This is a genomic window from Geomicrobium sediminis (genome assembly GCF_016908595.1).
Taxonomy (GTDB): Bacteria; Bacillota; Bacilli; order Bacillales; family Marinococcaceae; genus Geomicrobium_A; species Geomicrobium_A sediminis.
Genome location: NZ_JAFBEC010000009.1, coordinates 98,198 through 122,982 on the forward strand (window position 1 = coordinate 98,198; position 24,785 = coordinate 122,982).

Annotated in this window: 23 protein-coding genes and 1 riboswitch; of the genes, 13 read left to right on the top strand and 10 right to left on the bottom strand. The window is 41.8% G+C overall.

From position 1 onward, the window contains the following. Nucleotides 1-50: 50 nt before the first annotated feature. Nucleotides 51-992 carry an AEC family transporter gene (locus JOD17_RS15570; protein WP_204698854.1) on the bottom strand — a complete coding sequence of 314 codons (942 nt, stop codon included), beginning with the start codon at nucleotides 990-992 and terminating at the stop codon, nucleotides 51-53. Between the two features lie 74 nt (nucleotides 993-1,066). Continuing rightward, entirely contained in the window at nucleotides 1,067-1,915 is an 849-nt protein-coding gene (locus tag JOD17_RS15575; protein ID WP_204698855.1) for a patatin-like phospholipase family protein, read from the bottom strand. Nucleotides 1,916-2,334: 419 nt separating this feature from the next. On the opposite strand from JOD17_RS15575, the gene exaC reads away from it, so the two are divergent. From exaC to JOD17_RS15595, 4 genes are all read left to right on the top strand, one after another. Beyond that, nucleotides 2,335-3,849, top strand: a complete 1,515-nt coding sequence (exaC, locus tag JOD17_RS15580; protein WP_204698856.1) for an acetaldehyde dehydrogenase ExaC — start codon at nucleotides 2,335-2,337, stop codon at nucleotides 3,847-3,849. Between the two features lie 19 nt (nucleotides 3,850-3,868). Next, complete coding sequence (locus JOD17_RS15585) at nucleotides 3,869-4,243, top strand: DUF779 domain-containing protein (protein WP_204698857.1); 375 nt, start codon at nucleotides 3,869-3,871, stop codon at nucleotides 4,241-4,243. A gap of 68 nt (nucleotides 4,244-4,311) precedes the next feature. Then, complete coding sequence (locus tag JOD17_RS15590) at nucleotides 4,312-5,250, top strand: MBL fold metallo-hydrolase (RefSeq protein ID WP_204698858.1); 939 nt, start codon at nucleotides 4,312-4,314, stop codon at nucleotides 5,248-5,250. Between the two features lie 563 nt (nucleotides 5,251-5,813). Further along, nucleotides 5,814-6,683, top strand: a complete 870-nt coding sequence (locus JOD17_RS15595) for a DUF4349 domain-containing protein (RefSeq protein ID WP_204698859.1) — start codon at nucleotides 5,814-5,816, stop codon at nucleotides 6,681-6,683. A 104-nt stretch (nucleotides 6,684-6,787) separates the two neighbouring features. Then, nucleotides 6,788-6,887, bottom strand: a riboswitch (TPP riboswitch). A gap of 132 nt (nucleotides 6,888-7,019) precedes the next feature. Here JOD17_RS15595 and JOD17_RS15600 read toward each other — a convergent pair. The 3 genes from JOD17_RS15600 to JOD17_RS15610 form a co-directional block, all read right to left on the bottom strand. Next, entirely contained in the window at nucleotides 7,020-7,553 is a 534-nt protein-coding gene (locus JOD17_RS15600; protein WP_204698861.1) for a chromate transporter, read from the bottom strand. Beyond that, a complete protein-coding gene (locus JOD17_RS15605; protein ID WP_204698863.1) occupies nucleotides 7,553-8,125 on the bottom strand; it encodes a chromate transporter in 573 nt (190 codons plus the stop codon). Before JOD17_RS15605 ends, JOD17_RS15600 begins: the two co-directional genes overlap by 1 nt. A 62-nt stretch (nucleotides 8,126-8,187) precedes the next feature. Continuing rightward, nucleotides 8,188-9,795, bottom strand: coding sequence for a gamma-glutamyltransferase family protein (locus JOD17_RS15610; protein ID WP_204698865.1), 1,608 nt, complete (start codon nucleotides 9,793-9,795; stop codon nucleotides 8,188-8,190). Nucleotides 9,796-10,013: 218 nt separating this feature from the next. On the opposite strand from JOD17_RS15610, the gene asnB reads away from it, so the two are divergent. Next, nucleotides 10,014-11,897 carry an asparagine synthase (glutamine-hydrolyzing) gene (gene asnB, locus JOD17_RS15615; RefSeq protein WP_204698866.1) on the top strand — a complete coding sequence of 628 codons (1,884 nt, stop codon included), beginning with the start codon at nucleotides 10,014-10,016 and terminating at the stop codon, nucleotides 11,895-11,897. 123 nt (nucleotides 11,898-12,020) lie between these two features. On the opposite strand, the gene JOD17_RS15620 is transcribed toward asnB, so the two are convergent. The 4 genes from JOD17_RS15620 to JOD17_RS15635 all read right to left on the bottom strand — a co-directional run bounded on the left by JOD17_RS15620 (nucleotide 12,021) and on the right by JOD17_RS15635 (nucleotide 15,777). Then, entirely contained in the window at nucleotides 12,021-13,331 is a 1,311-nt protein-coding gene (locus JOD17_RS15620) for a hemolysin family protein (RefSeq protein WP_204698867.1), read from the bottom strand. Between the two features lie 231 nt (nucleotides 13,332-13,562). Then, nucleotides 13,563-14,465, bottom strand: a complete 903-nt coding sequence (locus JOD17_RS15625; protein ID WP_204698868.1) for an LCP family glycopolymer transferase — start codon at nucleotides 14,463-14,465, stop codon at nucleotides 13,563-13,565. Nucleotides 14,466-14,516: 51 nt separating this feature from the next. Continuing rightward, a complete protein-coding gene (locus JOD17_RS15630) occupies nucleotides 14,517-15,506 on the bottom strand; it encodes an LLM class flavin-dependent oxidoreductase (protein WP_204698869.1) in 990 nt (329 codons plus the stop codon). Then, the gene (locus JOD17_RS15635; RefSeq protein WP_204698870.1) at nucleotides 15,496-15,777 is read right to left on the bottom strand and encodes a DUF3219 family protein; all 282 of its coding nucleotides are present in this window, start codon (nucleotides 15,775-15,777) and stop codon (nucleotides 15,496-15,498) included. Before JOD17_RS15635 ends, JOD17_RS15630 begins: the two co-directional genes overlap by 11 nt. A gap of 249 nt (nucleotides 15,778-16,026) precedes the next feature. Between JOD17_RS15635 and JOD17_RS15640 the strand changes: the two genes are divergently transcribed. The 4 genes from JOD17_RS15640 (at nucleotide 16,027) to JOD17_RS15655 (ending at nucleotide 19,926) form a co-directional block, all read left to right on the top strand. Next, nucleotides 16,027-17,034 carry a PTS sugar transporter subunit IIC gene (locus JOD17_RS15640; protein ID WP_204698871.1) on the top strand — a complete coding sequence of 336 codons (1,008 nt, stop codon included), beginning with the start codon at nucleotides 16,027-16,029 and terminating at the stop codon, nucleotides 17,032-17,034. A 74-nt stretch (nucleotides 17,035-17,108) separates the two neighbouring features. After that, nucleotides 17,109-17,432: a 2Fe-2S iron-sulfur cluster-binding protein gene (locus JOD17_RS15645; RefSeq protein ID WP_204698873.1), complete on the top strand. Its 324-nt coding sequence runs from the start codon at nucleotides 17,109-17,111 to the stop codon at nucleotides 17,430-17,432. 41 nt (nucleotides 17,433-17,473) lie between these two features. Continuing rightward, nucleotides 17,474-18,760, top strand: a complete 1,287-nt coding sequence (locus tag JOD17_RS15650) for a Zn-dependent hydrolase (protein WP_204698875.1) — start codon at nucleotides 17,474-17,476, stop codon at nucleotides 18,758-18,760. A gap of 80 nt (nucleotides 18,761-18,840) precedes the next feature. After that, complete coding sequence (locus JOD17_RS15655; RefSeq protein ID WP_204698877.1) at nucleotides 18,841-19,926, top strand: response regulator aspartate phosphatase; 1,086 nt, start codon at nucleotides 18,841-18,843, stop codon at nucleotides 19,924-19,926. 10 nt (nucleotides 19,927-19,936) lie between these two features. On the opposite strand, the gene JOD17_RS15660 is transcribed toward JOD17_RS15655, so the two are convergent. Next, the gene (locus JOD17_RS15660) at nucleotides 19,937-21,112 is read right to left on the bottom strand and encodes an MFS transporter (RefSeq protein WP_204698879.1); all 1,176 of its coding nucleotides are present in this window, start codon (nucleotides 21,110-21,112) and stop codon (nucleotides 19,937-19,939) included. Between the two features lie 171 nt (nucleotides 21,113-21,283). On the opposite strand from JOD17_RS15660, the gene JOD17_RS15665 reads away from it, so the two are divergent. From JOD17_RS15665 to JOD17_RS15680, 4 genes are all read left to right on the top strand, one after another. Further along, the gene (locus JOD17_RS15665; RefSeq protein ID WP_204698881.1) at nucleotides 21,284-22,294 is read left to right on the top strand and encodes a hypothetical protein; all 1,011 of its coding nucleotides are present in this window, start codon (nucleotides 21,284-21,286) and stop codon (nucleotides 22,292-22,294) included. Nucleotides 22,295-22,302: 8 nt separating this feature from the next. After that, nucleotides 22,303-23,226 (top strand): LysR family transcriptional regulator, encoded by a 924-nt coding sequence (locus JOD17_RS15670; RefSeq protein ID WP_204698883.1) that lies wholly within the window; start codon nucleotides 22,303-22,305, stop codon nucleotides 23,224-23,226. Between the two features lie 128 nt (nucleotides 23,227-23,354). Continuing rightward, complete coding sequence (locus JOD17_RS15675; protein ID WP_204698885.1) at nucleotides 23,355-24,293, top strand: TAXI family TRAP transporter solute-binding subunit; 939 nt, start codon at nucleotides 23,355-23,357, stop codon at nucleotides 24,291-24,293. After that, a complete protein-coding gene (locus tag JOD17_RS15680) occupies nucleotides 24,277-24,783 on the top strand; it encodes a DUF1850 domain-containing protein (RefSeq protein WP_204698887.1) in 507 nt (168 codons plus the stop codon). Before JOD17_RS15675 ends, JOD17_RS15680 begins: the two co-directional genes overlap by 17 nt. Nucleotides 24,784-24,785: the final 2 nt, after the last annotated feature.

Consider the following 24,785-nt stretch of genomic DNA (forward strand, 5'->3'; position numbering starts at 1 on the left):
CATCAATCCATCGCGAAACGATTGTTTCGAGCTGATTTTGTTCGGTTTGATTACGTAAACCAAAAACTTGCAAAACTAGATACGAGTGGGATCGTCAGTAATGATAACAACGTAGAGCTAATTGTCGTAATGGCTGCTTCATCTTCAAAATCTGTGTAACTACCGTAAATAACCGGTGCAACGAGGAATGTTGGCATAGCCGTTACGATGACTAAAAACTGTTTCAAAAAAAGATCAATAGGTAAGAATCCGACAATAAGAATTGTTGTCATTGGAAAAATGAGCAGTCGCATCGTGAGTGGAAAACCAATAGATCGGTAAAAAAAGGTTTTTTGTTCTTTGAAAAATGGTGGTAACAATAGCCCGATGTAAAGCATTGCCAGTGGTGCAGCTAATCCGGCAAGCATTGCAGATAATTCTTGTAAAAGCAATGGAGCTTGTAAACCACTAACGGCAAAGGTCAGTCCAACAACGATTGCAATTAATGGCATGTTAATGAGTGCAGTTAAGCTTTTCATGGTGAAGCGTTGGTGGCCACTTTGTAAAATGGCAACGCCAAGTGTGAACAAGACCACATCAAGACCAGCGTCAAAGATCGCCGCGAGTAACCCCCCAATGGGACCAAATACAGCCGCACACAAAGGAATGGCAATAAATCCAGTATTGCCGATGGCGGAAAGTAACGATAACTTCTTAGCGGTTGTTGGTTGAAATCCAAGAAGTCGAGCAATCAAGATGCTCAGAACGATCGCAGTTGAATTAAATCCTAGACTTATAACAAAAACGAGAAAAATAAGTTGTAAGACATCGTCAGTGATGGGCGTATTAAACACGCCATTCAAAATGATAAACGGAACAGCGATATTAATGACGAGGCTCATGACTAATTTCTTGGAAGAAGGTGTCACGGTTTTCCTCCAAGAAACGAGCGCCCCGAATAAAATAATGATACCCATCATCGAGATCGTGAGTGTAATCGTTGCAACGTCCATAATCATTTCCATCCTAATTCTAGACTCAAACCATTAAACAAAAGACAAACAACTCTCGTGATCTACGTAAAAGCTTAAGAGTAAGCTATAAAATCTTCTAACTTCTTGTGCAAGCCTTTGGCATCCTTAAGACCAAGATCATAGACGGACTGCAACTTGGTTACGGACTTCTCTACACGCCCAATGTCTAAATCCCTTGACGGACTAATGACGAGAACATTTCCTTTTTCTTCTTCTGTCTTTAGTTGTTGTAACGATTGATTATAAACATCATGTCGCTTTTCAATCGCCCGTAACAGGTGAGGGTAGTGTTTGTATTTGCTTTTTATGTACCATAAGAATGATTGTCGCTTCTTAAAGTACCCTCGCTTTTGGGTAAGAATAACGACATGCTTTTTGTTGCCATCTTGAATGGACTTAGCAATTGGGATTGGGTCGACAATGCCACCATCCATTAATAGGCGATCTTGAAATGAGACAGCGGGTGCAACGAGTGGCAAGGAGCTTGACGCTCGTAACAGGGTTAATACGTCTTTAGGGAAGTGTGATTTACGATAGTAGACGGCTTCTCCCGTTGACACGTCGGTTGTAACGATGACAAACTCTTGGCTCGAATCTTCGTATGCACCGAAATTAAAAGGCACTAATTCATTGGGCAAGCGATCAAACAGAAAATCCATCCCGAACAACTGTCGATTTTTTACATAGTTACGTAGTGAAAGGTATTCCGGGTGGGAAGCATATGTAACGTTTACGGTGTGATTGCGGTCGATTTGATTTGAAATATAAGAAGAGCCGCTGCATGCACCAGCGGAAACGCCAATAACATAGGGGAATTGCACATTATTCTCCATGAAATAGCGCAAAACACCAGACGTATAAACGCCTCGGCTTCCTCCTCCTTCTAATAATAAGCTAACCATCGTCCAACCCTGCTACTAATCTCTTCGTGCCACAACAAACCTCTACTTTCGAATGCGGTGCAAGTCTTGGAACTCTTTAGAGGTTATAGGCAATCATCGCTTGTGATTAGTAACAGTCTCACCTCACCTTCGTGTGTTTTCTATTGTTGTAATCACCGGTGTTACCCAAGCTTCCCGATCGTTTAGGATTAATTGAGTCTTCATAATGTGCGAAAACGGTTCTAAATCAGGGTAGAATATATATCTACTTTAGCAAAAACTAGGTCAATAGAGAAGGAAAGCGTGAATCACTTGGTCATTTGAGACGAACATTAACAGATAAATATATAGATTTTTATCTACTTGCAGGAATCTAGTAATGAAAGAAGAAGTAATGTAATAGGAAAATGGAAGCGATTACAATATAGGGAGGTTTTTTCATGCGTTATGTTCAACCAGGTCAAGATGGAGCTGTAGTTGCGTTTAAATCCAAGTACGACAATTTTATTGGGGGAGAATGGACGGCACCTGTGGAAGGTGAGTACTTTGAATCGATTTCACCAGTAACTGGTGAGGCGTTTACTCAGATTGCTCGTTCTACTGAAGCTGATGTTGAACGAGCAATTGATGCTGCACATGAAGCAAAAGCATCTTGGTCGCAAACGTCTGTTGCAGACCGTGCGCTTGTGCTCACGAAAATCGCCGATCGTATGGAAGAGAATCTCGAGAAGCTCGCGGTTGCCGAAACGTGGGACAACGGTAAGCCTGTTCGAGAAACATTAGCCGCTGATTTGCCACTTGCGATTGATCATTTCCGGTATTTTGCAAGTGCAATTCGATCGCAAGAAGGTGGCATCTCACAAATTGATGAAGACACTGTAGCTTATCACTTTCATGAACCGTTAGGTGTTGTTGGGCAAATCATTCCATGGAACTTCCCTCTTTTAATGATGACATGGAAAGTAGCACCGGCCCTTGCAGCAGGAAATTGTGTCGTTTTAAAGCCTGCAGAACAAACGCCTGCATCCATTACTATTTGGTTAGAGATCGTTCAAGATCTATTACCAAAAGGTGTGTTGAATGTTGTTCAAGGTTTTGGTCTTGAAGCAGGGAAACCATTAGCCCAAAGTGATCGAATCGATAAAATTGCTTTTACTGGTGAAACGACAACTGGGCGTTTAATTATGCAATATGCATCTGAGAATATTATTCCTGTTACCTTAGAGCTTGGAGGGAAATCGCCAAATATCTTCTTCGAAGACGTTATGGATAAGGAAGATGGATTTCTAGATAAGGCAGTTGAAGGCTTTGTGATGTTTGCTCTCAATCAAGGTGAAGTGTGTACGTGCCCTTCAAGAGCGTTAATTCAAGAATCGATTTATGATGAATTTATGGAACGGGCATTAAAGAGAGTAAAGGAAATCGTTGCTGGTGATCCGTTAGATACGGACACAATGATTGGAGCGCAAGCGTCAGAAGAGCAGCTTGAGAAGATCATGTCTTACTTTGATATTGCAGAGCAAGAAGGTGCGGAGCTTATTACAGGTGGGAAGCGTCGTGAAAGTGCAGATCATGGTGGGTATTATGTTGAACCGACCATCTACAAAGGTAAGAACAACATGAGGATTTTCCAAGAGGAAATCTTCGGACCTGTCGTTTCTGTAACGACGTTTAAGACGAAAGAAGAAGCTCTAGAAATTGCAAATGACACGCTATACGGCCTCGGCGCAGGGGTTTGGTCTCGTGATATGAATACTGCGTATCGGTTTGGACGTGCAATACAAGCTGGACGTGTTTGGACGAATTGCTATCATGTGTATCCTGCTCATGCGGCATTTGGAGGGTATAAGAAATCTGGAATTGGAAGGGAAAATCATCAAATGATGCTCGAGCATTATCAGCAAACGAAAAACTTACTCGTGAGCTATAGTGAAGCACCTGCTGGCTTATTCTAAAGCAAGGAGTTGTTTGCTCATGGATATTCATAAGGTAATTGCAACCGATGCGACCGTTGCATTGATTGATCAACTGGAAAGAAAGCATGGGCCTGTTATTTTTCATCAGTCAGGCGGTTGTTGTGACGGAAGTTCACCGATGTGCTTCTCGCAGTCAGAGTTTAAACCAGGAAAACACGACTACTATTTAGGGGATCTCGGGCACGCACCGTTTTATATTTCTAAAGATCAATATGACTATTGGAAACATACTCAGCTCATTATTGATGTTGTCAAAGGGCGTGGTGGAATGTTTTCACTTGAAAACCCCACAGGGAGACGTTTTCTCGTACGTTCCCGGGTGTTTACAAACGAGGAACGACAAGCGTTGAAGGCTCAAAGTGACACTCTTTGAGCCTTTCTGTTAGTTAAGAATCTGAGCAAGCGCTCAATCTATAGAATTGATGAGAGGACGTTGATGACATGCTTGAAGAATTAGGCATTGAAACGATTCGATTGGAATTACCTTTTCGATTGAATCATGTGAATGTGTTTTACGCAGAAGGGGAGACCGGATGGTCTGTGATTGACGCAGGTTTACACAAAGAAGATACGGTCGCAGCTTGGGACAGTGCCTTAAAGGGCAAAGATGTGAAAAACATCATTATTACCCATTACCACCCTGATCATTTTGGTTATTCGGGTGGTTTGCAACAGAAGACAAGTGCGAAAGTATGGATGACAAAGACGGATGCAGAAGCGGGATTGAGAGCTTGGACTGCTGAATTCTTAGATGAGATGTATCGAAATTATCAATTTGCAGGTATTCCAGAAAAGCAAGCACGGGAAATGAGAGACAATACGGCCTCCTTTGTGCCAAGAATCAGTCCATTACCGACGATTGATCATTACATTGAAGAAGGGCAAACATTCCAGTTTGGAAAGGAAGAGTATGAAGCGATCTTTACACCTGGCCATTCAGATGGCTTAATCGTTTTATTTAATAAATCTAAGAGGGTATTGCTTGGAACCGATCACATTTTACCGAAGATTACGCCGAACATCTCTTATTGGTTCCATGGACGTAAAGATCCATTGCATGATTACTTACAATCGTTAAAGAAGATTGAAGCATTAAATGCTGAGTATGTGATTCCTTCTCATGGCAAGCCATTTTATGATGCGAATACGAGAATCCAAGAAATTCGCGAACACCATGATGAGCGTCTTGAAAAAGTATTAACCCATGTGAAGAGCGATCAGACGGTATTCGAAGTGTGTGATTTATTGTTTCCTAAAGTGTTAACTGTGCATGAGTCTAGATTTGCGATTGGTGAGACGCTTGCCCACCTTGAATATTTGCGACATAAGGGTGAAATTAAACGAAAAGATCATCAAGGGCGATGGTACTATTATCAATAGGTTCATTAGATTAAGACCGACCAAAACATATGCGTATTTCTTCATTCGACCGCCCCTTTCTATCGTCTACTATTCTCTACAGGGGGATAGCTGTTTAGTGATGAAGCAGAAGAAGGCATGGAAACAGCTGACTTTAATTCTGGTGATGATACGCGGGCGCCATCTGGAGCTGCGTTTAAAGGAGAAGATGAATGGTTTGTAGCAGCTTTGGCTGGTTAGCAACTTATGCAATTTTCCTTGGATGACAACACGATAACGACCGTTTTAGAAGAAGAGGGGCGTTTGCGTGACGCTGCTGTACGATGAGTCAGAGGACATGTTGTATGTGATAACGAATAACGCAAATGGTCGAGGGAACCCAATTGAAGAAGATGACCGTCTACTACGTTTCCCAGCACCATAAGTCAATAAGTATAAACTGAGTAGTTGAACGTCCTGCTCAGTTTTTTAGGTTCAGAGAGGTAAGTAGCACGCCATTATGAGATTTTTATTATTATTTTCAGAAATGTGAAACATATAAGCGTAGAACACGACTACAAAGGTAGAGAGAAGGAGGGGTAGTCGTGACACTAAAAATTGTATCATTACTGTTTGTTCTCTTATTCATTTCAGGTTGCAATCAAGATCAATCAACGGAATCTACTCGGCAGATGGGTAATACGATTGAAATGGCAGACCAAGCTATAAACATAGAAGAAGACGCTGTAGATATGGAAGTAGAAGAGACCGACCAGACAGAGAGCGGTTTAGAAGCATCAGAGCGAATGGTCGTTCAAAATGGCCATCTTGAAGTTGTTGTTGAAGAGTTTGACGACATGATGTATGAAATTGAAAACAAAGTGATGGATTTAGATGGCTATGTTGTTGAAACGAGCGTTCAAGGGAGCGAGGAAGGTGAGCGCAGTGGTTCATTACTCGTACGTATTCCAGAAGATGATTTCCAATCGTTTTTGGATGAGGTTGTTTCGGTGAGCGTAGAATTAGTGCATCGTTCCACGTATGGAAATGACGTGACCGAAGAATATATCGATCTCGAATCTCGGCTTCGTTCTCAAGAGATCGTAGAAGAGAGATTGCTTACCTTTCTTGAAGCTGCAGAGAATACAGAAGATTTACTAACGATCTCTGAGGATTTGGCAAATATTCAACAAGAAATTGAAACGATTGAAGGAAGAATGAATTATCTAGAAAATCAAGTCGATTTTGCAACGGTAAATTTGTATATCTATGAGCAAAGTTCAACCGCACTGCAAGATCAAAGCAGCTTGAATACGTGGCAAAATGCGACGAACTTGTTTACGGGTACAATTAATGCGTTACTGTCTGTCGTCTCATTTATTGTTGTAACTGTTGTGGGATTATCACCAGTTCTTGTACCACTATCTATTGGGATCATTGTCTGGTTTTGGTTATATAGAAGGAAAAAGAAATAGGTCAAATTAAACCCTTCATTTGATAATGTTCAAATGGAGAGTTTTAGTTGTAAAGAACTACTCTTGAACCTAAAAAAAGCCCTGATGCATTGCACAGAGCGTTCTCGTAACAAGCTTCACTTCCCTACGCTGGTACGAACCAGATCAGGTTCAAAGGGTTAAAGCAACGCTTCTCTCAGCCGAATGGCCCCCCTAGTGAATGAAAAAATATATTCAAGAATGGCTTACTAATACTTATTAAACCATAAAAAAGTCAGAAAATCAAAAAGAATTCCGCATGCATTGTATTCCATTAAATGTATAACAATGATTCTAATTAACCGCGTCTTATGTCAGTTATGATAGGAAGATAGCCCCGTATATAAGAGAGCCAATAATAACGATGACAGGATGTACTTTGAACTTCTCTAATAGAAGTAAAGCAGCGATTGCAATAAACAGTGTCTGAATCAATCCAGCATCTTCCCAAGACATAACGAAGAATTGAAAAGCAAGTACACCTAGTAATACAGCAATGGGTGCTTGAATGTAAGATGTCATTTTTTTCATGCGTGGGTGATCTTTGTACTTTAGTAAGACGGACATTAGAAGTAACATCGCTGCTAGACTTGGTCCTACTGTAGCAAATAGTGTGGCGATGACACCAGGTACACCGGCAACTTCCCAACCGACAAATGCAGCCATCTTCGTCGCAATAGGTCCAGGTAATGCATTGGCAAGAGCAAGGACTTCACCGAATTCTTGCGTGGTCATCCAACCGTAGCGATTGACAACTTCATGTTCGATAAGAGGAATGGAAGCGGGTCCCCCACCGTAACCGACAATTCCAGGAATGAAAAAGGCGAGGAATAAGTGCCATAACTCTAGCATTAGTGATCGCCCCTTTCTTGTTGCTTTTCTTCTTTTGGTTTGCGGATCAGTGCAATGGCGATTAAAGTGACGATAAGAATTGCAGGGTGTACGTTTAACCACTCGAGTACAATCAAACTAATGAATGTTAAGAGTACTGTTCCGAGAAACCCTGCTTTTTTGTTCGATTGCTTCAAGAAATTATACGTCATGATGATTAGCAATACCCCGACAACAGGGGCAATTGCATACGTCATTCCTTGTACAAAGGGAATGTCCCGAAACGATGATAATGTTCCAACGAGAATTATCGTTAAGATTGCCGTAGGCATGATTGCTGCGATAATTGCATTGATGAGACCAAGTGTGCCTCCGATTTGATAACCGATGTATCCACAAAGCTTCGTAATGATTGGTCCAGGAAGCGTGTTGCCTAGCGCTACTGCATCACTAAATTCTTCATCACTCATCCATTTGTATTTATCTACTACTTCTTTATGTACGAGAGGGATCGTTGGAGGACCGCCTCCGTAACCGAGGATATTCGCTCGAAACATCGCAATAAAGATGTTGAGCTGTGTTTGTGCGTTCATGAGTAGCCTCCAGGTTAGTAATAAACGAGGAAAAGCAAGGAGATGGCCCCTTGCCCTTTAAATTACCAAATTGCGATATGTCCGTCTGCGCGTGGTTCAGTACCACCGACAAGTACACCTGTATCTGGATCACGCCAAATGATTTGCCCTCTTCCGAAACTTCCAGATTCGAGCGTCGGTTTAATTGTATGCCCTTTGCGTTCTAACTGTCGAGCGATTTCAGCTGGAAAACTTGCTTCAACTTCAACAGTTTTTCCTCCAACCCATTTCCAACGAGGGGCGTCTAGAGCAGCTTGTGGGTTAAGGCCGTAGTCGATGCAATTGGTTAATACTTGTAGATGTCCTTGAGGCATCATGTATCCGCCCATTACACCGAATGGTCCGACAGGGACACCGTCTTTTGATAAAAATCCAGGAATAATCGTATGATACGTACGTTTGCCACCTTTTAGCGCGTTAGCAGCCGTTTCATCTAATTTGAATTCCCAACCACGATTTTGTAATGAGATTCCTGTGTTTGGAATGACAACGCCTGATCCAAAGCCTGCATAGTTGCTTTGAATTAATGAAACCATGTTGCCATCACCATCAGCTGCGGTCATGTAGACTGTTCCGCCACGTGCAGGATCGCCCGCTTTAGGATCAATAGCTTGGTCGGTGATAAGGGCACGACGTTCTGCCCCGTACTCTTCTGTAAGCAAGTCTTTCGGGTCAATGGACATGTGTTCAGGGTCTGTAATGTATTCAAAGCCATCAGCAAAGGCGAGTTTCAAAGCTTCGATATGTGTATGATATGTTTCTACCGTTTCCTTAGCTGGTAAGTCGAACCCGTTTAAAATGTTCATCGCCATAAGAGGAACAATTCCTTGTCCGTTCGGAGGCAACTCCCACACATCATAGCCTTTGTAGTTTACGCTAAGTGGTGTCACCCAATCGGTTTGGAACTTCGCCAAGTCTTCTTTGCGAATAAATCCACCATGCTCTTTAGAAAAGGCATCAATGGCATCGGCCAACTCACCTTCGTAAAAAGCTTTCCCGTTCGTTTCTGCAATTTTCTTCAGTGTTTCTGCATGACCAGGTAATGTCCAAATCTCACCAGCCTCAGGAGCACGTCCATCTTTTGTGAATGTATCGTGCCACGGCTTAAAGACAGCTTCCTCAGCAGGATACGTGTTAACGGCTTTCTTCCAATGATGAGCTACGACTGGACTGACGGGGAACCCATTCTCCGCATAATCAATGGCAGGAGCGAGGGTTTCACTGAGTGGGAGTTTCCCGAATCGTTCAGAAAGAGCTGCCCAACCACCAGGTGCACCAGGAACATTGACCGGAATTAATCCCTTTTGGGGCATATCTTCATGTCCAAGTGCCTTTACAGCTTCAATTGAAATGCCTTCAGGAGCACGTCCGCTTGAATTCATGCCGTAAAGTTCTCCGTCTAGCCATAAAATTGCGAAAGAATCGCCGCCAATCCCGTTTGATGTCGGCTCAACAACGGTTAAGGCTGCAGCGGTTGCAATTGCTGCATCAACGGCATTGCCGCCTTTTTTGAGCATCGTAAGGCCAGCTTCAGCTGCCAGTGGTTGAGAAGTTCCTACCATCCCTTTTGTGCTGTACACTGGCGTTCGCTTTGAAGCGTAAGGCTGATAATACTGATCGAATTCCATCATGTTCCTTCACCTCTATGTATAAGTATTAATCTTCTAAAAAGTATAATTAGTATTTTACCATAACTTATTACAGGAAAGTATCTCGTTTTTCAAAAGTGATCGAGTGGAATTAAAGATGAGAATTCTTTTTTCCTATACATGTTTTACGTCAAAACGTAGCAAACTACGAAGATTAGAAAGTCAAATTCGTAGGCTGTTGGAAAAAGGAGAATTGTAAGATGTGTGGGATTAACGGGATTGTTGACATAAGCGTTCATTCAATGATGCAAGAAGATCTACTAAATATGAATGAGCAAATGATTCATCGGGGACCTGATGATCAAGCGATCTGGAGTAATGATCACATCGGTCTTGGTTTTTGCAGACTTGCGATTATCGATCCTTCAACAGGCATGCAACCGCTCACGAATGAAGATGGAACACTTCGCCTCATCTGCAATGGAGAGATTTACAACTATCAAGAATTACGTATGAATTTAATCGCTCGTGGACATCAGTTTACGACGAAGAGTGATGCAGAAGTTCTTCTTCACCTGTATGAAGAATTAGGAGAAGCGTTCATTTATGAGCTTCGAGGGATGTTCGCATTTCTTTTATGGGACGAGCATCAAAAGCGTCTTATTGCAGGACGCGACCCTTTTGGTATTAAGCCTCTACATTATTGTATCGATGACGGTAGGATTCTTCTTTCCTCGGAGGTTTCTAGTTTGGTAAGGGTACGAAGAGAGTGTTCAAAAGTTGATGCAAAAAGCTATTCGCACTATTTAACCTTACAATATGTTCCTGGTGTAAATACGATGATTGAAGGGATTAAATCTGTTCGACCAGGGTCGTATTTGTGTATAGAGACTAGCGGGAAAGTTCTCTCCAAGACGTATTGGAGCGCTCAACCTTCAACAGTCGAGCCATCCGATCGACAGAATTGGAAAACAAAAATTCGCGAAAGCTTGGAGGAGTCGGTAAATGTACATATGCAAAGTGATGTACCTGTAGGGAGCTTCCTTTCAAGTGGAATCGATTCCACTATTATTACCGCATTAATGCGTCAGTATGGTCCGCTGCATACGTTTTCGGTTGGTTTTGAAGGTGAGCAGAATGAGTGTGAGATTTCTCGGGAAACCGCAAAACAACTAGATACCATTCATCATGAACAAACGTTATCCGAGGAGACGTACTTTGAACTTGTTGATGAGGTGATCTGTAAGCTGAATCAACCCATTGCTGACCCTTCAGCAGTTCCTTTATATGCCCTTTGTAAAATGGCAAAGGAGAATGTGACCGTTGTATTATCAGGGGAAGGAGCGGACGAGCTGTTTGCAGGTTATCGAATTTACCAGGAGCCAGAAGCGTTAAAAGCGATAGCGAGTTTACCTGATATGCTAAAAAGACCTTTGCGCCAAGTCTTGTCTAAACTACCAGCGATGTATGGAATCAATTATTTGCAACGCGCGTGTACACCACTGAACGAGCGTTTTGTTGGTAATGCGAAAGTATTCCAAGGGGATAAATCATCTGTTTTAAACAAACGTTTGATTAACTACGATGTGTATGAAGAAATGAGAAACGTTTATGAAGAAGCAAGTAATTGGAACGACGTTCAAAAGATGCAACATATTGATATGAACTTTTGGTTACCGGGAGATATTTTAGTAAAAGGGGATCGGATGTCTATGGCTAATAGCCTTGAGTTGCGTGTTCCTTTTTTAGATAAAGAAGTGTACAACGTTGCTCGCGCAACACCAACAAAATGGCTGGTCGACAAAGGGACAACAAAAAGGTTGTTACGGGAGGCATTTGCAGATATAGTACCTGCGCATGTTCTTCACCGTCCGAAGCTTGGCTTTCCGGTCCCGCTACGCAAATGGCTGAAAGGTAATCGAGGAACGGAGATGGTAGAACGGATTGTAGCATCGAATGTAGGTGATTATGTAAACATTCATTATGTAGAACAACTTCTGCGTGAACACCAACTAGGGAAGAAGGATAACAGTAGGAAGTTGTGGGTCATTTACGTGTTTGCTGTGTGGTTTGAGCAACAAGAGCGGTTCATGCTAAGTAGCGAGAGACAAACATTAAAAGAAAAGACGTCTAACCGTCTGTAATAAAAATTGGCAGAGTACGTGGGGGTTCCCGTACTTCAGTGTCTCTTGCATAGCTTTTTTTCATAGGGTAACAACCAAAATAAGCTCCCTCCATTTGGAGGGAGCTTATTACATTGTGTATGATTACAGTTGTTCGATGGGTTGTTCGGTGAAGATGATTTCAAGTTTGCGGTAGCGATATTCGTCCCGTTTAAGCACTCGTATTTCGAGTTCTTCGGTGCGCCATCGTTGTCCTTCTTCGATGTTTGGGTTTTTAGCGAATAGCCAACCTCCGATCGTATCAAATTCATCCTCATCAATTTTTGTTGGGAGAAACTCATTTACATCGTCAATGAGTGCTATTCCATCAACAAGAATGTGGGAGTCAGCAATCTGTTCAATCTCTGGAATCTCTTCTTCATCAAACTCGTCTCGAATGTCCCCAACGATTTCTTCAAGAATATCTTCAATGGTAATCATCCCAGAAGTACCGCCATACTCATCAATCAAAACTGCTAAGTGAGCACCTTCTGATTGCATTTTGCGTAGTAGACGTTTAATTGGTGTTTGATCTGAGACGGTTAAGACAGGACGAATGATTTCATTTAGATTCACAAGGTTTTCTTCAACGTTCAAGAGTAGAAACTGTTTGGTGTTGATAAAGCCGATCATGTCGTCTTTGCTTTCGCCAATGATTGGGAAGCGGGTGAACCTTGTATCTTGAATAATCGCCATTGAATCTTTGAAAGAATCATCGACCGACAAACAGATCATATCTGTCCTAGGTACCATAATCTCATGTGCTTTTCGTTCGTCAAAGGCGAAAATATTATTTACGTAGCCAAATTCTGCTTGATTAATTTCACCGTGCTTTAAGCTTTCGGTAAGTAAAATTTGTAACTCTTCCTCGGAGTGTGCCTCTTCCCGCTCTGCAGCAGGTTGTATGCCGAACAGTCGTACAAATCGGTTTGCAACACCATTGAGTACAAATATAATTGGATAAGCTAATTTATAAAAGATTCTTAGTGGTCGTAACAAGAAAAAGCCAATGGCTTCAGGCTTTTGGATGGCAGCGGTTTTAGGTGCCAATTCTCCGAAAACGACGTGCAAAAACGTCACAATTGCAAAAGCTAGAACAAAGGATAAAGGTGTAATTAGTGTATCTGAGACGCCCACTGCTTCAAACACAGGGTGTAAAATACGTTCAACGACTGGCTCACCTAACCAACCTAGACCGAGTGCAGTAATCGTAATTCCAAGCTGACATGCGGCAAGGTAACCGTCTAACTTCTTTACGGTGTCTTTCATTAAAGAAGCCTTTACATTACTTCCTTCATCAATCATTTGATCGAGACGACTGTTTCGAATTCTAACAATCGAGAATTCTGACGCCACAAAAAAAGCAGTGGCGATTAATAACAATACAAACAGCGTCGCGCTAATCCCTATACTCAACGAAACATTCTCCTCTGTTATGCAGTATGTTGTTGTAGATGTTGAATAATGAACAGCAAAATAGACAATTATGTTATGCACAAATAAACAGGAACATCACCCCTGTAAAAACGTGCAACTCATTATTCTAGATCTTCACTCACCTGCCTCAAAGGAAATATTAAAAAGTATTATAGCATGAATCATCTGTGAATGGGGGCGACCTTGCTGGGATTTGGAGCTAGAAAAGCTTCAAAGCTCTAAATGTTTTTTTAGTTTATTGGATTGTCTTTCAAGTTCTTCATCTGAGACGAGTAAATAGTAAATCCCATCTTTATACGTCCCAGTTCCTTGTAATGTATGCTGTTCAATATGATGCCTAGAAGGTTCATAGGCGAATAAATCAATCATTTCACTAAGTGTTAAATTCGTTTCAACGTTATCGCGAACGGTAGTAAAGATCTCATTTATTTTTGATATCGATGGAAACTGAACGATTTCTTTTAGAAAGCTCTCGATGACTTGCCGTTGACGAATGTTACGCCCTGAATCACCTAAAGGATCTTCGTAGCGCATACGAACGTATGCCAAAGCTTCGTCTCCGCTTAATTCAGTTGGGCCTTCTAAAAATTCAAATCCACCATATTCAAAAGAAAATGAGTTGGTAACCGTGATCCCATCAACTGCGTCAATTAGATCTGTAAAGCCTTGCATATTAATTGTTACGACATAGTCAATCGGTATATCGAGTAAGCTTTCAACCGTTTCAACTGTCATATCAGCCCCGCCGAATGCGTGAGCATGATTGATTTTATCGATGGTGTTGTGACCGATAATCTCTGTGCGAGTGTCTCTTGGGATGCTAAGCATTTGAATGGAGGATGTTGTTTGATTGACTGTGGCAACAATTAGTGTGTCTGTTCTACCTAACGTTTCATCCTCAGCGTCCAAGCCGAGGAGTAGAAACGAGATGGGGTCATGCTCTTCAACAAGAGCAGGTTCTGGTCGGTGGACGGAAGGATGAGTACGTTCAATGGGGCGGTAGATGTCGTCAGTCGTTTTCGTGAGTGCACCGTAGGAATAGAAAAGAAATACAGCGATACATAAGGCAAGTGTTGCCATGATTGCCCCAACAATTAAATACGTTTTTTTCATCTCATCCCCCTCGCCACAGAATATCGTTTGTTAATGATATGGCTATAGTTCTTAGTTTAGACGGCCCAAGGATAAGTCATTCATAGCATCTGCAATCAATTTATAGGAGTGAATGCGATCGTTAACGTCATGAGCAGGAGTGTGAATCATCACTTCTTCAGTAGGAAGTTCAGCAATTTTTTTTGCGACAACAGCAGGTTCACCGACAATCATCTTTTGTACATATTCTTCGAACTTTGTTTGCTCATCGGATTTGAACCTGTATTGACTTGCTACTTGAATTGAAGGGATCCCGTCGTTTCCATGACCATGATTGACTTGTTGCTGCCAAAGGAAGAGGCTTTTTGCAAGGAGCATCGCTTTTTCGTTCGTTTCAGCACAAAGAGCAGCAATGGTCATCATTGAGTTTGCCTGTGATCCTCTTGTTCGCGGTATAAATTGGTCGTGATAAAGAGTGATTGCTTCTGTTCCATCTGTATCACTCATCCATTGACCGAAGGCGTAACTTATCCCCAGTTTAGCAGCCAGTTCAGCACTTTTTTTGCTCGTCCCAAGAAGCCAAGTTGAAGGTGGTGTGTTTGGAACAGGGGATGCGTGAATGTGTGTAACCGTTTGATCAATGTATGCTAGTAATTCTTGAACAAGATCCGGCATGTTATAAACAGCTTGTAAGAAGTTATCATTAAGTGCATTGGTTACTTCGGCACTCCCACCTGGGGCGCGGCCAAGGCCGATATCAATTCGATCTGGAAAGAGCGTAGCGAGTGTATGATGAATTTCTGCCACTTTAAATGGCTTATAGTGTGGCAAGAGGATTGCGCCAGTGCCTAAACGAATGCAAGAGGTTTTACCGCCAATCCAGGCGAGTAACACTTCAGGTGTAGAAGAAGCTAGTCCATTCAAATCATGGTGCTCGGTTAACCAAAAGCGTGTATACCCTAGTTGTTCGACAGCTTGCGCGAGCGTGGCAGAGTCTATAAGGGCATCTTGTGACGATTTTCCAGCCGCGATCGGGGAGCTATCGAGTACGCTAAGCTTCATGAACATCTCCTTCTTTCTGCAGTGTGAGTGAAAATGTACCGACTTGATCGGGTTCGTATAAGTTCGTAATTGACGTTGAATAATTGATGATGCTCCCATTAAATGAACGATTTTGATCGGGAATTGTAACAAGAAAACGTTGACGATATAAAAGTGTCGTTACAGCATGATAGTCATTTGAATGCACTTGAAATGTAAAGTGGATAGATTGGTCGTCTTCTGTCCAATCCATGGCTTCTATATGGTTGTCATCTAGCATAATGTGTATCATTTATTGTAGCCTCCTCGTGTAATGCTTATGGTGTAGACAATAACAGATAAACCGTTATGAATCGTATGTTTAGGCTTACTAGGGCGCTTTTTAATCGTAGTATGTGCTGGAAGCACACGTCTCATAAGTGCATCGAACGACGATTAATAAGCTACTTTGTGAAATATTTAACAAATTTATATAATAGTTTTTAGAAGTTTTCGTTATGATAGAGAAAAGAATAGCTACTTGGAAAGGAAGTAATGAATTATGCGGGCGTTTTTAAAGAGAAAAGGAATTGACCTTTCTTGGCGTACGTACATTATTACAGCTTTTAGTTATATGACTCTCGGGTTGTTTGCATCATTATTAATTGGATTGATCATCCAGACGCTCGGAAACCAACTGGGAATTGAATTCCTCGTTGATATGGGGACGCTTGCGATGGGGCTGTTAGGTCCAGCAATTGGAGCTGCAGTGGCTTACGGTCTTGGTGCACCGCCACTCGTACTGTTCGCAGCGATTGTTAGTGGAGCAGCCGGAGTTGAACTAGGAGGTCCTGCTGGGGCGTTTTTAGCTTCAGTTCTTGCGGTAGAGTGCGGGAAGATCGTAAGCAAGGAAACGAAGTTCGATATTTTACTTACGCCTTTTGTGACGGTAGTGGTCGGGTATACAGTGGCTGTGCTAATTGGTCCGCCGATTGACTCGGCTATGCGGGAGTTTGGCGGTCTTATTAACTGGGCAACAGAACAGGAACCGTTAATTATGAGTATGATCGTGGCAGGACTTATGGGATTGGCACTAACAGCACCGATTTCTAGTGCAGCAATTGCGATTATGATTGATTTGAATGGATTGGCTGCTGGAGCTGCCACCATTGGATGTTGCGCCCAGATGATTGGATTTGCCGTAAGTAGTTTCCGAGAAAATCGAACGAGCGGTCTCATTTCGATGGGAATTGGGACGTCGATGCTGCAAGTACCGAACATCGTTAAAAACCCATGGATCCTAGTACCACCAACCGTCACAGGGATTCTACTTGCACCCACTGCTGTCATTTATTTTGGGATGATTAACAATGCAGAAGGTGCTGGGATGGGGACAAGTGGTTTTGTTGGACAAATCATGACGTTAACATCAATGGGATTCACGATGGATGTGTTTATTCTCATATTGTTGTTTCATTTTGTGTTGCCAGCTATGCTAGCATTTTTCCTCTCAGAGCTTATGCGTAAGATGCGTTTAATTAAATTCGGTGATATGAAATTAGAGCAATAAGGGCAAAGAACGGTTATACAATGTTTTGAACTAATGATAGAATTTTGCCTATACATAAAAAGGGGATGATTTGAATGCCAACAGTTACGGTGAAAGATAAAGGAAGCTTTGAAGTAGTGTCAGGAACAAAATTAGTACTGGCTCTAGAAGATAACGGCGTCGATATTTTGCATCGTTGCGGTGGGAACGCAAAATGCACGACGTGTCGTTGTGAGATTATTAGTGGTGATCCAGGTACAATGGAGCAACCTGAAATGGATGCTCGCAAGCGAAGAGGGGTAGAAGATGAATCCATTCGTTTGTCTTGTCAGATTAGCGTCGAGTCTGATTTAACAGTAAACCCTATTCGTCTAGCGAGTGTTGAAGGTCTTGATGCTGGACCGCGTCCTACAGAATAACCGAGTGCCAATAACGAAGAAGATAGGGAGTTGAAGTAACAATGTATGAGCAATTGTATAACCGCTTATTATCTGAATACGCTGAGAGCCAAGATGCTCTCGGTGTTCAAGGTGAACGACTTGCCAAACGACTTAGTAAGATTGCCGAAATTGGTTTAACAGCTGATGGTGGGAGTGATCGCATTGGCTTTTCAGAAGGAGAAAAGCGAGCAAAAGAACTTGTTATAAGTTGGATGGAACATGCTGGCATGAGCGTACGCTCAGATGAGGCTGGAAACGTCATTGCTAGATTAGAAGGAAGTGATCCATCGTTACCACCTGTGATCAGTGGTTCGCACGTGGATAGCGTTCCGAACGGAGGACATTTTGATGGTCCGTTAGGTGTGCTATCGTCTTTGGAAGTCGTTGAGGCTTGGGCAACAGAAGGGTATACGCCAAAACGTGCTTATGAAGTGGTGATTTTTACTGATGAAGAAGGAAGTCGATTTAATAGTGGCCTAACAGGAAGCCGTGCAATGACTGGTGCAGTAGATCTTGATCAACAGAGAGCGCTTCGTGATGCTAGTGGTGATTCATTTGAGGAAGTGTTGGCTGCCATTCAACTGAACGCACAAACCTTTACAAAAGCAAAGCGTGAGTTCCAACTTGGAAGTGACTACATTGAGTTACATATTGAGCAAGGAAAAGTATTGGAAGAGCGTAATCTCCCGGTAGGAGTTGTTTCAGGTATAGCTGGTCCAAGGTATTGGAAAATGACCTTCACAGGAGTAGCAGGACACGCAGGCAACACAGCGATGAACCAGAGGCAAGATGCACTTGTAGCCGCGTCACAACTCGTTCACTCAGTTGCATCTTTGCCGATTCGACATAGTGAGACTGCGGTAGCAACTGTTGGGAAATTAACGGTTGAACCGAACGGTGCGAATGTCATTCCTGGTAAAGTAACACTTGTTGTGGATGTAAGAGATATTACAGCTCCGACGAGAGATGTATTATTCGAAGAAATAAAAGAAGTTGCTAACACAATTGCTCAAGAATGGAATGTGTCCTTGGAGTGTGAAGAAACAATTAATGTGGCGCCAGTACCAGTATCACAAGAAACGAAGGATCGATTGCATTCAGTCATAGAAGCAGAAGGGTTTACATCGATTGAGATTCCTAGTGGTGCGGGACATGATGCGATGTTAATGGGAACACAAATGTCTATGGCTATGATTTTCGTGCGGAGTGCAAAGGGTATTAGTCATCATCCGGATGAATGGACGACATTAGCGGACTGTGTTACTGGTGTAAAAGTTTTGAAACGATATGTCGAACAATTGCAATAAATAAATCAAGGTTTTAATGCAAGTGGGTCTCCTCTGTGTGTTATAATATTCTAAACATTTGTGGCGTGGAGGGTACATCAATGTTGCATGAATATTCGCCGGCAACGGTTGGGGGTGAAATTAACCTCTGGTATGAAGCGGTAAAGCGTAACCATCGTGAGCTTGCGGTCCAGCTGAAAGATAAAGTTTCTGGAATGCTTGAGCAAATGCTCCCGGATCATAAGGTCGTCACGTTTTATCAGCTTGTTTCGTTTAAGCACGATAAGTTTCTCGATGAGCATTGGCTGAACCTACCGTATTATAGCAATGCTCCTCAACCAACAGATGAAATGGATTGCCTATTAGATTTTTTTTCGTATTATCTTCATGCCGAGTCGCTTATGGAGAGTAAGGATTATCGAAATGCATTTAAATATTTCTCCCGTGCAGAAGATATGTTAACTCAAATCGATGATCCGGCTGAACGTGCAGAATTTCTTTTTCGATTTGGACGAGCTTGTTATTCCCTTCATTTGTATGGAGAAGCACATCTCCAATTAACAAAAGCATTAACGCTGTATGAGCAACAATATGGGTATGAGCGTGCTCAAGCCAGTTGCAAGATTTATTTATCTGATGTTGAAAACTGGTTAGGAGAAACAAACAGAGCAAGCCAGTTAATCAGTGAGGTTTTAAGAGTTGAAGAGAACTTGGGCGATTTGAAACCAAGGGTATTAGGGGTTTCAGGTCTACACGCAATGAAGGCTATGAATTATGAAGAAGCTCTTAAGCATTTTGAACGTGCGATTAGCGATGATGAATACGCAACAACGATTGATGGTGTCCAATCGAAAATACTTCTAGCTGTCACGTACTTCTTTTTAGAGCAAGACCACCATGCTCGTTTATTGTTAAATCATGCAGAATATGAGGCGAAAGCAAACAATTATGAGAATCTATTAGCCATCTGTCTCATTTTACGTGGGTTGCATGATTATAGAGATCATACTTATGTGGAAGAAGGCCTTAAGCTCTTATCTGAACCTGGCCTTGAACGTGTGTATTATGATACGACCGTTTTCATATCACGGTACTATGAAGATCTTGGTCAACTCGACTATGCGTTGTATTTCTTAAAGAAGACAGTCGATTTGAAATTGATGCACCCGCAATTAACACTCACGTGATTCTATTGAATCACGTGTTTTGTTTTGATTGCACGATTAAATAGATCGTAAGAATCCCACCAACAACTGCTGTGAAACTTGCAAAGACAAAGACTGCTGGTAATGAGTAGTGTTCAGCAATGAGACCTGCCAACCAAGGTCCTAAGAAAATTCCAGCAGCATAATACGATTGATAAAACCCCATAATGGTCGTCTTCATCGACGGAGGAGCAAGGGTGGCTGCTTGCGACAAACAGATTGGTAATACAAACCCTAATGCAAGTCCAATAATCGCATGAATGATGCTAATGGAAAGCAGACCTGTAGACAGAGGAACGGTAAGAAAAGCAATCGCTGACAGAAAAAGACTGCTCATAACAATGATTAACTCTACTTTTTTTGTGAGTTGTATGGTAGCTACCATTAATGAAGAAAGTGCATGGGGCAGGAAGAAAGCCGTCATGAGTAGAACCATTTGTTGCTCATTGATTCCGAGTGTAGCAGCGTAATTTGGTGTGAAACCAAAAATCGAAATAAACATAACACCGTGTGTAATAAGAGCAATCGTTGCGAGAGGCATTAAAGATTTTGTTTTAAGCGTGCGAGTGAAATATTCATGTGCTTGGAGTGTTTGAACTTGAGTCGCATCATGGTCTACAACTTTGACGAATAATGAGAGAACAAGTCCAATGATTGACACAATCACGCCCACCCAAAATGGCGAGAGCCAACCGAAAGATTCCACGAGCAAACCTGCCGTGAGCATACTCGCAAATTGTGGAAGCACAGTAAAAAGTTGCATGGCCCCCATCGCTTTACCTGCTTGGTCTTGATGAACATATTGTGCATAAAGAATCGTCGCCATCACCCACATCGCTGCGGTAACACCTGAGAGCAGACGACCGATTAACACCATTACGAAGGAATCAAAAAAGACGAGAATTAAGCCACTAATCGCAGCGATCACAAACCCACTCACGTAAAGCCCTTTACGAATCGATCGTAGCCGATCGGATAACATCCCTAGTGGAAAGCGTAAAGCAACTTGCAACACTCCATAGCTACCGAGTATGATTCCGATAGCTGCATAAGGAAAAGAGATCTGTTCTAAGTACAAACTAAAGATCGGTACGTATATGTAAGTCGCGAGCCAAAAGCAAAATACGGACGCTAAAAATAGGATATGATCGAGTCTCGTAATTGTCATAAAAGCACCTCCATTCACAAATTCTAACAAATAAAGTATGAGCATTCGTAGTTTTGTGAGCATTTGCAAGAAAATGATTTCTGTTATAGAGTTATAATTAATAGTAATTTATACTTATTGCTAATATATGCTATCCTCGTACTACTTTAAAGAATACGAGGTGCTTGTTAGATGTCAAAGATTGCAGTTGTATCATTTGGTTTAGGTCCGATTGGAGTAGAAATTCTTAAGAAGTGTAGTCTGGAAGAACATATAGAGGTTGTTGGTGGTGTCGATCTTGATCCACAAAAATTAGACTTACCACTATCTGAACTTGTCAGTGAAGCCCCTACTAATCGTCATATTCATGATAATATTTCGAAATTACAATATATTGTAAGTGCTTATGATCGTAAAGTCGCAGTTCATGCTACAGGTTCGCATCTTCCCTCGGTTTGGCCTCAAATCAAAGAGCTTCTTGATCACGGTTTTCATGTCGTATCCACGTGTGAAGAGCTTCTCTATCCTTGGCATCGCTATCCAGAGCTTAGTGCTGAAATCGATCAATATGCGCAACGAAAGGGGAAAGCAGTCATTGGGACTGGTATTAACCCTGGTTTTGTTATGGATACACTCCCGCTCGTTGCGAGCACTGTAACCGATGGAATTACACGTATTCAAATCAAACGTCACGTTGATGCGAGGAAGCGTCGCGTGCCTCTTCAGCAGAAAGTTGGCATCGGCAAGACGGTTGAAGCGTTTGAAGAACTTGCAAAAGACAATGCGATTGGGCATGTCGGTTTGGAAGAATCCTTAAGAATGTTGGCAACAGGTCTTGGAATAACGATTCAAGAAGTTCACGCATCATTACAACCTATTTTGCTTGAGCAGAAACTGTCTCTTCCTTGGATCGATCTGGAAATTGGAGATGTCGCAGGGCAGCTTCAGAAGATGAGTGCAGTCACAGAAGAAGGAATAACACTCGAACTAGAATTAAAAATGGCAGCAGGTGTAGAGTCTCAAGACGCAATTTCTGTCGAAGGGAATGATCATGTGCAATTACTTATTCCTAATGGAATATTTGGCGACACAGCAACCGCATCAATGATTGTAAATGTAGGAAAGTCTCTAGCGTGGCAAGAGCAAGTAGGTCTTGTAACAATGATGCATGGGGGCTTGCCGAGATATCGTTATAAAGGGTGATTAAGGAAATGAACTTATTAGGATTTAGATATTTTCTTGAAGTAGCTCGTACGTTAAATTTCAGTGAGGCATCGAGGTATTTACATGTGAGTCAACCTGGACTTAGCCAGCAGATCTCATCATTGGAAAAAGAGTTAGGATTTAAATTACTGAAAAGAACGACAAGACGTGTAACCTTAACCGATGAAGGTGCTTTTCTCTATGAAAATTTAAAGCCATCTTTTAATAAGATCGAGAACACGATTGAAGAAATTGCAACACTCAAAAAAGTACCACAAGCGATCATTCATATCTCTACCGTACCGTCTGCGGCTAACCTTTGGTTACCAAGTCTCGTAAAGTGGATGGGAGAGACGAATGCTGACGCTGAACTTTACTTAGATGAAACAACTTCTAAAGTGGCAATTCAGTCAATCAAGAAACAAAAGAGCCATATCGCGTTCGTGCGCATGGCACCGGATTCGAGTGAGCTAGATCAAGAAAATCTAAGTACTTATGAGTTAAGTCAACATCCATTAATGGCGGTTGTCTCAAAAGACCATCGTTTTGCAAATGATGACATATTAGATTTAAAACAGTTAAAAGATGAACCGTTTATCCATTATCATCCGAAAAACTCACCAGAGCTTTATTATTTATTAGAAAGAGCCTGTTTACAGGCTGGCTTTGTACCGAACACCATTTGTAGTGGTCCTGAAATTATGACGATTGAAACATTAATCAGTCACGGTTTAGGTGTAACGCTTATGCCAGAAGACATGGTTCAACTTCTTAGAAATGATTCAGTAAAATCGGTGAGACTTTCAGACCAGGTATTAATGAGCTCAATAACAATGATCTGGGAAGATACTCTCTATACACCTCAAGTCACTAGGGAAGTTATCGGCATTGCAAAAGATGAGTTTTCAAGTATAGCAAGTCAACATTTATAATTAAAGGTTATAAATCTATAACAAATACTTAATTAAAAGCGGATAAAGATCATGGTAGGGTTAATGAGGAATCTATTTGTATCTATTTAGAAAAAATTCCGAATTACTACATGATGGGGGTCATTATTGTGAAAAAGTTATTTGGTACGACTTTAGTCGCTGGCGCATCTGTAGCATTACTTGCGGCATGTGGAGACTTTGAAGATGAACTAGAAATCCTCACGGGTGGAGAACAAGGGGCTTATTACCCACTTGGTGCTCAAGTAGCAACAGTAATTAACGACCATGTGGATAGTCACGATGCAGCGCATTTTTCAACAGGTGCATCCGTTGTTAACATTAACGACATTGCAGATGGAAACGGTCACATTGCCTTTTCGCAAAATGATACGGCTTATTATGCAGAACAAGGTGGAAACGATTTCTTCGAAGAGCCAGTTGAGGGCGTACTCGGTCTTGCAACTCTTTATCCAGAAGTCATCCAGATCGTTGCAACTGAATCTTCAGGTATTGAGACAGTTAGCGATTTAGCAGGAATGAGCGTTGCTGTTGGTGATGTTGGATCAGGTACTGAAGTAGTAGCAAGCCAAATTTTAGACGCACATGGTATGTCATATGATGACTTTAGTGTTGAATACCAAGATTTTGGTGATGCAGCTGACAGCTTACAAGATGGCAACATTGATGCAGCTATTATTGTAGCAGGTACACCAACAGGGGCAATTGAAGCATTGTCTGCACAAGCAAATATTACACTCGTTGATGTAGAAGCAGATGCTGCTCAAGCTCTACTTGATGAGTACCCGTTCTATACAGAGTATACAATTGAAGATTCATACGGTTTAGATGCTCCAGTTAATACGCTTGCAGTACAAGCGATGCTCGTTGCACAAGCAGACCTTGACGACGAAGTCATTTACGATGTTCTGACAGCGATTTTTGATAATGAAGACAATTTTGCAAATGCGCACAATGCAGGTACCTTCATTAGCTTAGACACCGCGCTTGAAGGAATGTCGATTGATTTGCACCCAGGTGCGCAACAGTTCTATGATGAAAATCAATAATAAGGTTTCTAAACGAGGAGGGCGATTACTAGCTCTTCTCCTCGTTTTTTCTAGTCTGATTATTGTCGTTCTAATCATGATGACAAGTGAACGTGAACCAAGGCTACAAATTGTTGCAAATGAAACCGGTGAAGTGCTTTTTAACTATGAAGTGTCACCAGGTACCCAGTTTTATCATGAGTACATCCATTCTGTAATGAAAACACCAATTCGCGAGATTTTTATGATTGATAAAGACTACATCATTGTTCCGAAGGAGACATGGACGAAGTCTTTTGGTGCAGGTATTCCATATGCTGAAAATGAGCAAATGGAAATGATTGAAGGGTATTTTATCGTTCCGAGTTCAAGTCGAGAGATTGATTCGATTCGTTTAATGCCTTCGAACATGTATGAGCATACCTTTCAATATGAAGATGAAGAGATCATCGTATTATCAGAATTGCCGGAGGATGTACGGAAGTTAACAATTGAGGTTACAGGAGGATGACC